Below are 13,430 nucleotides of genomic sequence, written 5' to 3'. Positions count from 1 at the left end.
ATGGGGAACGTGACGCCTGTTGTATACGTGGTGTCGGACTCCGTCGGGGAGACGGGAGAATTCGTGGTGCGCGCCGCGGCCAGCCAGTTTGACGGCGGCAGCATGGACCTTCGGCGCGTGTCGCACGTGCAGGATACACAAGTGATCGATGAAACGGTAGCCAGCGCCCGAGAGGAGAACGCGATCATCGCGTTCACCATCGTACTGCCGCACTTGCGGGAACATTTGATGCAGCGCGCGGCTGCACTGGGCGTGCGCACGGTGGACATCATGGGCCCGATGCTCGACGCGTTTGAGCAGGTCGTAGGACAGCCGCCGCATCGCAAGCCAGGATTGGTCCACCAGTTGGACGACGAATACTTCCGCCGCGTGGAGGCCATCGAGTTTGCGGTGAAGTACGACGACGGTCGCGATCCGCGCGGACTCGAGCGTGCAGACATCGTCCTCATCGGGGTGTCCCGGACGTCGAAGACCCCGTTGAGCATGTATCTGGCCCACCGCCGTCTGCGCGTCGCCAATGTGCCGTTGGTTCCGGAAGTGGCACCGCCCGAGGAGCTGTTCATGCTTCCGCCGGGTCGGGTGATTGGGCTGACGATCCGGCCGGACAAGCTCAACCTCATCCGGGTCGAACGGCTGAAGTCCCTGGGTCTCACGCCCCAGGCGAGTTATGCGAGCCCGGAGCGCATCCGGCAGGAGTTGGATTACGCCGACGGCGTGATCCGGCGCATTGGGTGCCCCGTGATAGACGTTTCTGACAAGGCGGTGGAGGAGACTGCCGCCATTGTCCTCGAGTACGTGCATCGAAACGCAAGAAAACCTTCCCACCCCTGACCGGTCCGTCTCAAAGGGTCCCGCGACGGCCTCCAGTGCCTCCGGCCGCTCCGGTCGGAGGCTCACATATCCAGTGGGCGAAAACCATACACTTCAATCGAGGGGAAAAAGAAGGATAATTTGAAGGGGGTCCGTCGATACTAATGGTTGATTCTGGCGGCCCCGGAATTCGTGCGGCCGCGTTCAGGCATGTCGATTCACGACGAACAGGATCACAAAATCGTGGCACGAAGGGAGGAAAATTGCTCACGTTGTAGAATACCTTTTACATCATGAAACACCATATCCGGGAACCGTCGTCCCGAGTCCGGACCGGGCCGCAGCCTGTGCGGCGGGGGAAGAAGGGGATGGGATGATGAGGAAGATTCCGGACGCGTTCGTGGAGGAACTCCGCCGCCGGTTGGACATCGTGGAAATCGTATCGGAGTATGTCCAACTGAGACGCACAGGACGTTCATGGGTCGGATTGTGTCCATTCCACAACGAGCGGACACCCTCTTTTTCCGTTTCCCCGGACAGGCAGATGTATCACTGCTTCGGGTGCGGGGCCGGTGGCACCGTGATCCGTTTTGTCATGGACATCGACGGTCTGACCTTTCCCGAGGCGGTCGTCAAACTGGCCGAGCGCGCCGGACTGGATGCGCCGTTTTCGCTCGACGAGACGCCCGGTGCGACTCCGCACAGCCGTATCGACCGTATGAAGGAGGCGCACGAGCTCGCCGCGAAGCTGTATAGCTACATTCTAATGAATACGAGTGCGGGTGTGCAAGCCCTAACGTATTTGGAAACGAGAGGGTTTCCACGCCAGAGCTTGGTCGAGTTCGGCCTGGGATACGCGCCGAAAGGGTCGGACACCTTGGTCCGCTTTCTGCGGAGGCGCGGCTTTGCGGAGTCGCTCCTGGTAGAGGCCGGTTTGGCGGTCGACGTCGGAGGACGCGTGATGGACCGGTTCCGGGATCGGGTGATGGTGCCCATTCGCAATCTCCAGGGCAAGGTGATTGGCTTCGGCGGACGGGCGTTGGCCCCGGATGCAAAGCCGAAGTATCTCAACTCGCCGGAGTCGCCGTTGTTCCGCAAGAGCGAGGTATTGTTTCACCTGGATGCCGCCCGGCGGCAGATACGTAAGTCGGGCACCGCCGTCTTGATGGAAGGCTACATGGATGTCATCGCCGCGTCGCGGGCAGGCGTGACCAACGCGGTGGCGAGCATGGGGACGTCGTTGACCGAACAGCACGCCCAGCTGCTGAAGCGGTACGCGGAGCGCGTGATCCTCGCATACGACGGGGATCCGGCAGGCATCCAGGCGGCCAAACGAGCCCTGGATGTGTTGGAACAGGCCGGTTTGTCCGTTCAGGTGGCTTTGTTTCCGGAGGGTGAGGACCCGGACGACTTCATCCGCGCTCGAGGCGAACGGGCATTTCAGCGGTATCTGCAGGCGAACGCGTGGACCGAAGTTCAGTTCCTGCTGCAAGACCTGCGCAGAAACGCCAACTTGGAGAGCATGAGCGGCAAAATGGCGTTTCTCCGCGACGCGCTGGAGGTGCTTGCCCAACGGGCCACCCCGATTGAACAGGATGCGGAGATCCGCGAACTGGCTCGGGAATTTGAGGTGTCGGTGGACGCCTTGAAGGAGGAGTTGAGCCAGCTCGCGAAGACCCTGCCCGGACGGCGCCGACCGCGCAGGCGTTTCGAACGGATTACCGGGGCGGCTCCGTTACCCAAGGGGTACGTCCTGGCCGGGAACCGGTTGTTGCAAGCGATGCTGCTGGAATACCGGTGGTTCCAAATGTTGATGCAGGAGGGGCTGGATGAACTGCCCCTTCCGGAACAGACCGCCCTGCTCGCCCATATCTATCAGTTTCGGTCGGAGCACCCGGAAGCGGACGCCGCATTGCTCTTGGATCAGCTGGATGAACCGGAGCTCGTCCGCCTGACGTCGTCGCTGTTGATCGAGGAGCCACCGCTGTTGGATGCGCGCATCCTGCAGGACTATCTGCGCACGGTCCGATTGTACCAACTCGAAACGGAGTATCAACGGGTGTTGCAGGAGTCGGTTCAGGCGCAGGTCGATGGACGGTTGGATGACGCCGCCGCGCTGCGGGAGAAAATGGAAGCGTTGCAGAGGCAGATTCAGGACTTGAAGTTGCCACAGTGGGCAGGGAAATCGGGCACAGGGTTAAAGGAGGCGGGGCAAGGATGAGCAAAGAAACAAAAGAAGAAGCCCGCGAACAACGAGGACACACCCTTCAAGAAGTCAAGGCGGCGCTATTGGCGTTGGGGAAGAAGCGGGGATCGCTGACGTACACTGAGGTGGCCAATCGCCTGGCCCCGTTCGACGTGGAGCCCGACCAGCTGGATGAATTCTTCGACCAACTGGCGGAGGCCGGCGTCGACGTGGTCAACGAGCACGACGAACTGGATTTGGACGACGCGGATGAGGCGGACCACACCGCGATGGAAGGAGAAGAAGATCCCGAGCGGATCGACCTGGACGATCTTTCGATGCCTCCGGGTGTGAAGATCAGCGATCCGGTGCGGATGTACCTCAAAGAGATCGGCCGGGTGCCCCTGCTCTCCGCTCAAGAGGAGATTGAGCTGGCGAAGCGGATTGAGCAGGGAGACGAGGAAGCGAAGCGGCGTCTTGCGGAAGCGAACCTGCGCCTGGTGGTGAGCATCGCCAAGCGGTATGTCGGCCGCGGCATGCTGTTTCTCGATCTTATCCAGGAGGGAAATTTGGGCCTCATCAAGGCGGTCGAGAAGTTCGACTACCGCAAGGGATACAAGTTCAGCACGTACGCAACCTGGTGGATTCGCCAGGCCATCACCCGAGCGATCGCCGATCAAGCGCGGACCATCCGCATTCCGGTGCACATGGTCGAGACCATCAACAAGTTGATCCGCGTCTCGCGCCAACTGCTGCAGGAGTTGGGGCGGGAGCCGACCGCGGAGGAGATCGCGGCGGAGATGGACATGAGCCCCGAGAAGGTGCGCGAGATCCAGAAGATCGCGCAGGAGCCGGTGTCACTGGAGACACCCATCGGCGAGGAGGACGATTCGCACCTGGGGGATTTCATCCCGGACGACGACGCGTTGGCACCGGCCGACGCGGCGGCGTACGAGTTATTGAAGGAACAGCTTGAGGATGTCCTCGACACGCTCACCGAGCGGGAGGAGAATGTGCTGCGCCTGCGGTTTGGCTTGGACGACGGGCGCACTCGCACGCTGGAAGAGGTGGGTAAGGTGTTTGGGGTGACGCGCGAACGCATCCGCCAGATAGAAGCCAAGGCGTTGCGGAAGTTGCGCCATCCGAGCCGCAGCAAGCGGTTGAAGGATTTCCTCGAATGAAGAAATCACCATGTCCCGCACCGACGGGGGAGATGCCCGGGCAGCCGGCCGGCAGAATCCCGCACCCACGGGTCGCCGCGTTCAACTGCGAATGCGGCGTTTTTTATTGCCATTATGCAAGCGCTTTCCCGGTATAATGGGAGTGAGACAGGAGGGGAGTGGGCGGATGGATTTTGATTGGACTCAGGAACAGCGGATGATCCGGGACACGGTACGGGAGTTCGCCGAAGCGGAGATCCTGCCGTATGCTGCCGAGTGGGACCAAAGGTCGCATTTTCCCAAAGAGGTGTTTGATAAGATGGGCCGGTTGGGCCTGTTGGGGCTGCCGATCCCGGAGCGGTACGGCGGTGCCGGCGCAGACATGGTCAGCTACTGTCTCGCAGTGGAGGAGATTGGACGGGCGTGCGGCGGTACGGGCTTGAGCTACGAGGCGCACGTGTCACTGGCCTCCATGCCCATCTACCTGTATGGGACGGAGGAGCAGAGGCAGCAGTACCTGATCCCGCTGGCCTCCGGGGAAAAACTCGGCGCCTTCGCATTGACGGAGCCGCAGGCGGGATCGGACGCGGGCGGGACGCGGACGACCGCGCGCCTGGATGGAGACGAATGGGTGATTCGCGGCACCAAGTGTTTTATCACCAACGGGGGATACGCGAAGACGGTGGTGTTGACGGCGGTCACCGATCCGGAGCGTCACGGAATCAGCGCGTTCATCGTCCCCACGGATGCGCCGGGATTCCAGATCGGACGTGCGTACGAGAAGATGGGGATGAGGGCGTCCAACACGGTGGAGCTGATCCTGGAGGACGTGCGGATCCCGCGGGACAACCTCCTTGGCCCTCTGAATGCCGGATTCAAGCAGTTCTTATCCACCCTCGACGGCGGGCGGGTCGCCATCGCCGCGCTGGCCGTCGGCATCGCCCGCAGCGCCTTTGAGACGGCGTTGGCCTATGCCAAACAGCGTACGCAATTCGGTCAGACCATTTCCAAATTCCAGGCCATTCAGCATAAACTGGCCGACATGGCGATGCACATCGACATCGCCCGCAACGCGGTGATGAAAGCGGCGTGGTTGCACGACCAAGGCCGTCCGTTCTCCCTGGAGGCGTCATTCGCCAAGCTGTTCGCCTCTGAGATGTGCACGCAGACCTGCCTGCAGGCGATTCAAATTCTGGGTGGAAACGGCTACATGTGTGACTATCCGGTAGAGCGAAACCTGCGAGACGCGAAATTGATTGAGATCGGCGAGGGAACATCGGAAGTGCAGCGGCTCGTGATCGCCCGTCATCTGGGGTGCTGAGGACCTGCCACGGGATGTGAGGAGGGATGGAATATGGTGATCGCGATCTGCGGTTATACGGGGCAGGGCGTCGAGACGGCTGGGGCCATCCTGTCCGAGGTACTGCGCGCGAAGGGCCGCAGGTTTCGAACTTGGCGCGACTTTTCCACCATCATTCGGGGTGGACTGACCAGTTTCGAGGCGTACGTGGACGAGGACACGGGAGGCGAAGCGCCTGCACGTTTGCATGCGGTTGACGTGGCGGTGGTGTGGGATGACCAAGCGGCGGAGCGGTACCGAAACCGGGTACGGCACGCGGCCGGCTTGTACGGTTCGTCTACGGTCGAGCAGGTACCGAAGACGAATCGGGACGCCCTCGATCACATGGGTTTCAACCTGTGGGCGCTCGGCGTCGTAGCCTGCAAGCTGGGTCTCTCCCTGGACGACGTCGAGTCGGCTGCCATCGCTCACTTCAAGCAACGCGTAAATCTGGAACCGCTGCAAAGAGGATACGCAAAAGCCGCAGGTGCAACGCACCCGCAGATGGTTCAAAGGTCTGCAGCGCCGGACACGGTGATCCTGTCTGGCAATGATGCGCTGTGTCTCGGGGCGATTCACGGGGGCGTCCGCATCTACTGTGGGTATCCCATCACACCGGCCTCCGAGATCCTGGAATATATGGCGGCATGGTTGCCGGAGGTCGGCGGCAGGGCCTACCAGGTGGAGGACGAGATCGCAGCCATCCACATGGCCATCGGCGCGAGTTACGCGGGCATGCGCACGTTTGTCGCGACGAGCGGTCCGGGGATGGATCTGATGACGGAAGGGTTGGGGTATGTCGCCACCATCGAAGTCCCCCTGGTGGTGGTCGACAACCAGCGCGGAGGCCCGTCGACCGGCATGCCCACAAAGACGGAGCAGAGCGACCTGCGCCACCTGCTCTACGCCGGCCACGGGGAGTTCCCGCGCGTCGTGTTGGCCCCCACGGGCGTGATCGACTGTCTGGCCGTGATCCAGGAGGCCTTGAATTTGGCCGACATCCTTCAGTGTCCGGTGCTGGTGGCACTCGATCTCGACCTCGCGCTGCGGCGAATCAGCGTTCCGTGGGAGGTGGTGAACGACGCGCTGATGAGCGTACCGGCGTCGCGTGGGCGCACGGTGATGCCTCCCGCGGCCGTCCATGGGTACAGGCGTTTTGCCGCGGAGGACGGCGGACCGCCTAGGCGGACCGTTCCGGGCGTGAGAGGCGGGGGGTATGTCGCCAGCGGCGATGAGCATGACGAGCGCGGCTGGATGGAGCCCGATTTTCGGTCCGTTCGGCCGACGCTGCACCGCCGCCGGCTGGAGAAGGTGGATGTCGTGCAATACGACCGCCCGTTGACCCAGATCGGCTCGCCAGCAGCGCCTGTGTGTCTGGTGGGGACAGGGGCGATGGGTGAACTCATTCACGCTGCCGTGGCGGCGCACCCCGACCTGTACCAGGGCGTTTTGTTACGCCAACTGTGGCCCGTGCCCGCGGATGGGCTGCTGGCGGCCCTGGCAGGTGCGCGAGAGGTCGTCGTGTGCGAGTACAACGCCACGGGGCAGTTAGCGCACCTGATGGCCACCGCGGTACCCGAGGCCGGATTTCGGACGGTTCGACGCTATGACGGCGAGCATTACACGGTCGAGGAGTTCTTGGCCGCCATGGAGGCGGCGGGCGAGACACTGGACGGGAGGGTTCGGGGATGGCGCTGGATTTGAAGGCGTATGAAAACGGCAACCGGCCCACGTGGTGTCCGGGTTGCGGAGACTACGCGGTGTTGAAGGCCATTCAGCGGGCCTTGCTAGAACTGGGGATCGCCCCCGAAGACGCGGTTTTGGTGTCGGGCATCGGATGCAGCGGCAAGATCAGCCACTATTTCGGCGGATATGGCATCCACACCACCCACGGCCGTTTGCTTCCGGTGGCCCAGGGCATTGCGGCGGCCCGGCCGGACATCACCGTCGTCGCGGCCGGGGGAGACGGGGACGGCTACGGCATCGGCGTCGGTCACCTCGTGCACGCGGTGCGGCGGAACCTGCCGCTCACGTACGTCGTCATGGACAACGGGGTGTACGGAAACACCAAGGGGCAGACGTCACCCACGAGCCCAATCGGCTACCGGTCGTCCACCAGTCCGCACGGCAACGCGGACGAGCCCATCCATCCGCTCCGGCTCGCTTGGTCGGCGGGAGCCAGCTTCATCGGGCAAGGATTCTCGGGCGACATCCGACATCTGGTGGAACTTCTCAAACAGGCCATCACCCATCCGGGATTCGCAATGGTCAACGTGTTCAGCCCGTGCGTGGTGTTCAACAAGACGAATGACTACGCATTCTACCGGCGCTCAGTATTCTACCAGCAGACGCCCGCCCGTTCGGGCGCCGAGTTCGTTCAGCTTTTGGAGGCGCATCCGTTCCCGCTCGGTGTCCTGTGGCGATGGGACCGGCCTACGGCAGCGCGCCTGGAGGCGAGCCCCGCGGACACCACGCCGTCCGACGACGTGCGCAGGTGGCTGCGAGGGACCCTGGCCTGATCCCCGTCACACCGTTCTACGGTTCTGATCAGGCTCGTACAATAGAGCGAACACTCGGCCGTCATGGCGATGGAGGGCGGAGGTGGTGTCGTGATCGGGTTGCGGGTGGCGGCGGGTGCGGCAGCCGCGCTGGCGCTCGGCGCTCTCGTCATCTTCGGGTTGGCGCACCACGCACGACGTTTGGGCCGCACCTACCGGCCGCGGCCTTCGGATGCGGCGATCATCCTCGGGGCGTATACGGATGGATACCGTCCGGGTACCGCACTGACCGCCCGCCTGAAAGTGGGGCTCGACCTGTACCGCAGGGGGTATATCCGTTTTCTCATCGTCAGCGGTGGGAGAGGGCCGGACGAATCGGTCAGTGAATCTCGATCCATGAAGCGCTTTCTGATTTTGAACGGGGTGCCGCCCGATGTTATTCTAGAAGACAGGCATTCGGCGGACACGTGGGAAAATCTGACGAATAGCCGGCGGGTGATGGAAGCCCACGGCTTGCGGACCGCGGTGATTGTGACGAGTGATTATCATCTGCCCCGCGCGATGGCGGTCGCTGAGCGGCTGGGCATGGATGTGTGCGGGTGCGCCGCCCGCTCCGGACCGAGTGAATTCCGGTATGCCGTGCGGGAAGTGGCGGCTCGAGTGAAATACGCCGTATCCGGTCAGGCCGGGTTGCGCCTGCAGTGATCCGCGGCGAGGGGACAGGGGGTGCCAGGCAATGCCAGCGTCGCAGGTGGTGCTGTCCGCCAGGCTGGCCCAGGTGGCCCGGTTCGTCCCCGCCGGTTCCCGCCTGGTCGACGTGGGCACCGATCACGCGCTGTTGCCCATCTCTCTCGTGAGATCAGGCCAGGTGCCCTGTGCCATCGCGTGCGATGTCGCTCCAGGCCCAGTCCGGGCGGCCAAGCAGAATGTCGCCCGGTTTGGACTGAATCACGCCATCTCCGTGCGGCAAGGGGACGGGCTTGCCCCCGTCACGCCCGGGGAGGCCGACGTGGCGGTGATCTCCGGCCTCGGCGGATGGACGGTGGTGGGGATTCTGCATCGGTCACCAGGCGTCCTTGCGGCGATGCAGCGGGTGGTCGTCCAACCGATGAACGCCAGCGGCGAGGTCCGCCGGTTCATGCGCCGGCAGGGATTCGGCATCTGGGATGAAGTCCTCTTGGAGGAGGACGGGCGGTTTTATCAGATCATCGCCTTCGATCGCGCGGTGTGTCCGGACGCGGGGTATCTTGCATGGAGGCCGGAGGAGGATTGGTTGTGCCATGAGTACGGGCCGTATCTCCTTCGCAGGCGCTCACCGGCCACCGTGCGGTGTGTGCAGGAGGACCGTGGCCGGCTGATGCGCGTACTGGAGCGGGTTGCGGAAGGCACCTCCCACGAGGCGAAGGTCCGGGGTGCCGCCGTGGAGGAACAGATCCGCGCCATGGACCGTTGGTTGGCTCAGAAGGGGGATGACGAGGATGCGCCCAGTATGTACGGTGCGCGACGTGATCGACATCATGAATCGGATCGCGCCACCTGAGCTCGCCATGGAACGGGATGTGGTTGGGTTGCAGCTCGGCCGACCGGACAAGCCGGTACAATCGGTGTGGTTGGCGCTCGATCCGTATCCGGCCGTGATTGACGCAGCGGTGGCCGCGGGCGCAGACCTGTTGATCACCCACCATGCGATGTTGTTCCGGCCCATCCAACGGATTGATACCGGGACAGCCAGAGGCCGGGCCATCGCGTCCGCTTTGGCGCACGATCTCGCAGTCTTTAACGCCCACACCAATCTCGATATCGCGGAGGGCGGCGTCAACGACGTGTTGGCGGAGCGCCTGGGGTTGACGGATTGTGAAGTGCTGGAGCGGACGCGCACGGAGGGATTGCGCAAGCTGGTCGTCTTCGTCCCGGTCTCTCACCACGAGGCGGTCTTGCAGGCGGTCTGCGCGGCGGGCGCGGGGCACATCGGTGCGTACAGTCACTGCACGTTCAACACGGAAGGGACGGGTACGTTCCTGCCCCTGGAGGGCGCTCAACCCTTCCTCGGCGAGGTGGGCCGTCTGGAACGGGCGGCCGAGGTACGCCTGGAGACGGTGGTGCCTGAGTCGAAGCTCGAACCGGTCGTGCGGGCGATGCTGGAGGCGCATCCTTACGAAGAGGTGGCGTACGACATCTACCCGTTGCAGTTGATGGGGAAGGTATCCGGGATTGGACGGGTAGGGCAACTGTTCCGTCCCATGCCGCTGCGGGACTTCGCGGATCACGTTCGGGAACGGCTCGGACTTGCGCACATCCGGTTTTCAGGAGACCCCCAGCTGACGGTGGAGCGCGTGGCGGTTCTCGGAGGTTCGGGTGGCCGCTTTGCGGCCAGCGCGATCGCGAAGGGGGCTCAGGTGCTGGTGACGTCCGACTGCGATCATCACACGGTCGCGGAAGCTTGGCAGGATGGTCTGGCCATCGTGGATGCGACACACGCTGCATTGGAGCGGCCCGTGTTGGACAAGATCCGGGAGAGGCTCGCGCGCGAGCTGCCCGATGGCGTGTCCATCGAGATCGCCGACGTGCCGGAAGATCCGTTTGAATGGATCTGAGTGGATGAACGTCGTTCGCGCCGCTGCGGCGCGGCCACACAGGCGGGTGGCGAGTGCCTCCCGCGATGGGTCACGCCGGAGGAAATCGATGGTTTTGATTCCGTAAACCAACGTTGACGCCATGACGGCATGGACGTATAATATCCTGTGCTTCAACGGGGAGTAAGCCGGACAACCGCTGGTGCAGTGCCGAAAGGCCGCACGAGAGGAAAGTCCGAGCTCCGCAGGGCAGGGTGCCGGATAACGTCCGGCGGGAGCAATCCTAGGGAAAGTGCCACAGAAATGCAGACCGCCGATGGAGGCTTCGGCCTCACAGGCAAGGGTGCAACGGTGCGGTAAGAGCGCACCAGCAACCTGGAGACAGGTTGGCTAGGTAAACCCCACCCGGAGCAAGACCGGATAGGAGCGCACATGTGGTGGCCCGCCACGCGCTCGGGTAGGTCGCTTGAGCCGGCTGGTAACAGTCGGCCTAGATAGATGGTTGTCACTCCGTTTGTGCGAGGCATCCGCTGCCACACCGCATAGCCGGTATGATGCCGCCTGCAGCACGGGAGTACAGAACTCGGCTTATAGGCTCACTTCCCGGAGCCCAGAACCCACAAGGCGTTTTGCCTTGTGGGTTTTGGCTTATTTGCAGGTTTTCCCGAAAACCCGTGCGTGGTGTGGGATTCGGGCATGCACTCTGACTTGCTGACCTTGCGGTTATTTTGCTCCATTTGGACAGGTTATGCAAGGGTGTTATGGACTCCAAATGGTGGTGGTTATCGACGGGATACGGGGCTTGAAATTTATATGCTGTAATTTTGGACTTTTCGATGGGCCATTTGCTACGTTCATCTCAGACAAGGTACTGGGAGGAGATGATGAGCTATGGCCAGCAGAAACTCATCGAGCAATTTTTATCAGCAGTCCGTGCAGCGCTATGGAATGTCCGCACCGCAACCGGTCGCAGGGTCAATGACAGTGGCTCAGGCCATCAAATTGGCAAAGAGCTACTGGCAACAACAGGGCTGCTCGTTTGATACCTACGCCTCGTATTCCGAGCACTTGAAGGAATTCGGCTATTGGGCTCACGAAAATTTGCGCCCGTGCCTCATCTCAGAGATGAATGAGTGGCAAACTGCGAGGTATCGGGAGTACCTCTACACACGCCCCAGCAAGCGTGGGGGAACCCTTTCGGGATCCACGATTCAGCACCATCTGGATACCTTGTCCTCATTTTTTAATATCATGGTTCTGTACGGGCAGATGGAGCGTAATCCACTTCGTCTGATTGAGGGACCTCACAGTCGGCACAATCGATTGAAGTCTGTCCCGAAAAGGCCTTGCCCACTGAATATGGAGGTTTGCAAGCAACTGCTGTCCCTGCCGTTTGATGGACATCTCGGTTTGCGTGACCGTGTAATGCTTCACTTCTCTATATTGTTCGCACCTCGTCCTTCTGAGATGGCCGAGTTGACATGGATGGATCTGGAGTGGAATGTGCTCACGATCAACCGAAAGAACAAGAATGAACCCGGTGTCTTTCAGGTTCCCGAGTATCTGCTCCGCCTCTTGCAGGAAATGAGGTTTAAGTATGGTGCCAAGGCAAATGATCCGATTTTTCTTAGCCAAGGTGGTAAGAGAGGCCTTTCAGCGAGAGGGGTTCGTCAAGCTATCAGCCGAATCGGCAACCGGATTGGAATTGACCTTTGCCCCAAGGATTTTCGTACCTTCTTGATGTCGGAGTTGTCTCGAATCGTGGATCCGAAAACGTTACAGGCGTTTGTTGGCCACCTTGATCCTCAGACATCTATGAAATACTACGCCAAGCGTACTCGCATCGAGATTCAACGGACGCTAGCTGTGTGGAAAGAAGCTATCTCATCGGGCGTCGATCTGATGGCAGGTTTTGAGGAAGATGTCGCCTGATTCCACTGCCGGCCACTCGTTGAAGTTGCCCGGCCATTTACAGACATATTTGTTCTAGACTCAATCGGAAAGGCAAGGATACGGTCAAAGGTTCAAACGATACAGCGACTGGTATTTAAGCCAAATATGTACCCCGTCCGGTGACGGGGTTACCTTTTTTGCGCCTTTTCAAACGTTCGGCCTACGAATGCGATTACGTCGGGGTCCTGCCGCCGGAGATAGTCGAGGATAATCATCTCAAGGGTCGCTGCCTCCGACGAGCCGACTGCCAGAACCCCGAGCGCTGTGGCAGCATACTGACTGATCGTAAGGTTACGCCGAACGGTACCACCACGAGCGCCTTTGGGCGGAATTTGGTCGATGGCTTTTTCTTGTTCCATCCGCTCCAATTCCGACTTCGTGCGGTTTTGTTCCCGACGTTTCGTTGCGCAAACACGACACATCGCAGGTGTTTTTGCTTTGGGATACTGTGCGTCTTTGCGTCGGAACCAGTGTTCACCGTGCACGCAATAGAACTGTTCGTCGTCGGCTTCCCCAGTGTGTTTAGAATCGTCGGCGACCGTTTGTTCGTATTGTGGCATCGCACTTTCGTGCAGGAGTGTATGTGCAGATGCCAACTGCTGCTCGTTTTGTGTCATGGAAACATCCCACCCTCCCGTGTATTTTCCTCGTTTTGTCGAGGTTGACCGGAGCGTATGAAAGGTTATGGCACAATTGCAAGCATTGGGTGCAGTCTCTTTCGCACATAATGGTTCCGGTGACAAATCATCAACCTGCGGTACGGCCGCAGCTAAGAGAAACCCGCAAGATTGTGGTAGCTGGTGAGCCTTCCCTGTGCACCCGATGAAGGTGTCGAGACGAACGTGTGCAAGGCGCTGTGAAAGCCGTAAGGGGGTTCGAACACGTTTTTCACTCCACCAGCGATTTGAAAAA

General features: G+C 61.3%; 11 protein-coding genes and 1 other RNA gene. 11 read left to right on the top strand and 1 reads right to left on the bottom strand.

Annotated features, from left to right (window positions below; all coding sequences use genetic code 11):
* From N687_RS0104955 to N687_RS0104910, 11 genes are all read left to right on the top strand, one after another.
* A complete protein-coding gene (locus tag N687_RS0104955; protein ID WP_035462064.1) occupies window positions 1–831 on the top strand; it encodes a pyruvate, water dikinase regulatory protein in 831 nt (276 codons plus the stop codon).
* Window positions 832–1,183: 352 nt separating this feature from the next.
* Window positions 1,184–3,031: a DNA primase gene (dnaG, locus tag N687_RS0104950; protein WP_051662955.1), complete on the top strand. Its 1,848-nt coding sequence runs from the start codon at window positions 1,184–1,186 to the stop codon at window positions 3,029–3,031.
* On the top strand, window positions 3,028–4,176 hold the full coding sequence (gene rpoD, locus N687_RS0104945; protein ID WP_029420799.1) for an RNA polymerase sigma factor RpoD: 1,149 nt from the start codon (window positions 3,028–3,030) through the stop codon (window positions 4,174–4,176). The genes dnaG and rpoD overlap by 4 nt, the downstream gene beginning before the upstream one ends.
* 166 nt (window positions 4,177–4,342) lie before the next feature.
* Window positions 4,343–5,476, top strand: coding sequence for an acyl-CoA dehydrogenase family protein (locus N687_RS0104940; RefSeq protein WP_029420798.1), 1,134 nt, complete (start codon window positions 4,343–4,345; stop codon window positions 5,474–5,476).
* Between the two features lie 33 nt (window positions 5,477–5,509).
* A complete protein-coding gene (locus tag N687_RS0104935; RefSeq protein ID WP_029420797.1) occupies window positions 5,510–7,198 on the top strand; it encodes a 2-oxoacid:acceptor oxidoreductase family protein in 1,689 nt (562 codons plus the stop codon).
* Entirely contained in the window at window positions 7,183–8,013 is an 831-nt protein-coding gene (locus tag N687_RS0104930) for a thiamine pyrophosphate-dependent enzyme (RefSeq protein ID WP_051662954.1), read from the top strand. Before N687_RS0104935 ends, N687_RS0104930 begins: the two co-directional genes overlap by 16 nt.
* Window positions 8,014–8,103: 90 nt before the next feature.
* Window positions 8,104–8,697, top strand: a complete 594-nt coding sequence (locus tag N687_RS0104925; RefSeq protein WP_051662953.1) for a YdcF family protein — start codon at window positions 8,104–8,106, stop codon at window positions 8,695–8,697.
* Between the two features lie 31 nt (window positions 8,698–8,728).
* Window positions 8,729–9,532: a tRNA (adenine(22)-N(1))-methyltransferase gene (locus N687_RS21970; protein WP_051662952.1), complete on the top strand. Its 804-nt coding sequence runs from the start codon at window positions 8,729–8,731 to the stop codon at window positions 9,530–9,532.
* Window positions 9,471–10,586: a Nif3-like dinuclear metal center hexameric protein gene (locus N687_RS0104915; protein WP_029420793.1), complete on the top strand. Its 1,116-nt coding sequence runs from the start codon at window positions 9,471–9,473 to the stop codon at window positions 10,584–10,586. Before N687_RS21970 ends, N687_RS0104915 begins: the two co-directional genes overlap by 62 nt.
* Window positions 10,587–10,745: 159 nt before the next feature.
* An RNA gene (rnpB, locus tag N687_RS22660) (RNase P RNA component class A) lies at window positions 10,746–11,172 on the top strand.
* A gap of 284 nt (window positions 11,173–11,456) precedes the next feature.
* Window positions 11,457–12,497: a tyrosine-type recombinase/integrase gene (locus tag N687_RS0104910; RefSeq protein WP_029420792.1), complete on the top strand. Its 1,041-nt coding sequence runs from the start codon at window positions 11,457–11,459 to the stop codon at window positions 12,495–12,497.
* A gap of 149 nt (window positions 12,498–12,646) precedes the next feature.
* Here N687_RS0104910 and N687_RS0104905 read toward each other — a convergent pair whose 3' ends face one another.
* Window positions 12,647–13,135 (bottom strand): hypothetical protein, encoded by a 489-nt coding sequence (locus tag N687_RS0104905; protein ID WP_029420791.1) that lies wholly within the window; start codon window positions 13,133–13,135, stop codon window positions 12,647–12,649.
* Window positions 13,136–13,430: the final 295 nt, after the last annotated feature.

Origin of the sequence: Alicyclobacillus macrosporangiidus CPP55, from assembly GCF_000702485.1 — a bacterium.
GTDB classification, from domain to species: Bacteria; Bacillota; Bacilli; order Alicyclobacillales; family Alicyclobacillaceae; genus Alicyclobacillus_H; species Alicyclobacillus_H macrosporangiidus_B.
Note: the sequence above shows the minus strand (reverse complement) of the source record. Positions and strands in the feature narration are given on the sequence as shown.

What these genes read in the sequence shown, in the direction of transcription:
- N687_RS0104955 (WP_035462064.1), top strand. Translation starts at nt 1, where the DNA reads ATGGGGAACGTGACGCCTGTTGTATACGTGGTGTCGGACTCCGTCGGG.
- dnaG (WP_051662955.1), top strand. Translation starts at nt 1,184, where the DNA reads ATGATGAGGAAGATTCCGGACGCGTTCGTGGAGGAACTCCGCCGCCGG.
- rpoD (WP_029420799.1), top strand. Translation starts at nt 3,028, where the DNA reads ATGAGCAAAGAAACAAAAGAAGAAGCCCGCGAACAACGAGGACACACC.
- N687_RS0104940 (WP_029420798.1), top strand. Translation starts at nt 4,343, where the DNA reads ATGGATTTTGATTGGACTCAGGAACAGCGGATGATCCGGGACACGGTA.
- N687_RS0104935 (WP_029420797.1), top strand. Translation starts at nt 5,510, where the DNA reads ATGGTGATCGCGATCTGCGGTTATACGGGGCAGGGCGTCGAGACGGCT.
- N687_RS0104930 (WP_051662954.1), top strand. Translation starts at nt 7,183, where the DNA reads ATGGCGCTGGATTTGAAGGCGTATGAAAACGGCAACCGGCCCACGTGG.
- N687_RS21970 (WP_051662952.1), top strand. Translation starts at nt 8,729, where the DNA reads ATGCCAGCGTCGCAGGTGGTGCTGTCCGCCAGGCTGGCCCAGGTGGCC.
- N687_RS0104915 (WP_029420793.1), top strand. Translation starts at nt 9,471, where the DNA reads ATGCGCCCAGTATGTACGGTGCGCGACGTGATCGACATCATGAATCGG.
- N687_RS0104910 (WP_029420792.1), top strand. Translation starts at nt 11,457, where the DNA reads ATGGCCAGCAGAAACTCATCGAGCAATTTTTATCAGCAGTCCGTGCAG.
- N687_RS0104905 (WP_029420791.1), bottom strand. Translation starts at nt 13,135, where the DNA reads ATGACACAAAACGAGCAGCAGTTGGCATCTGCACATACACTCCTGCAC.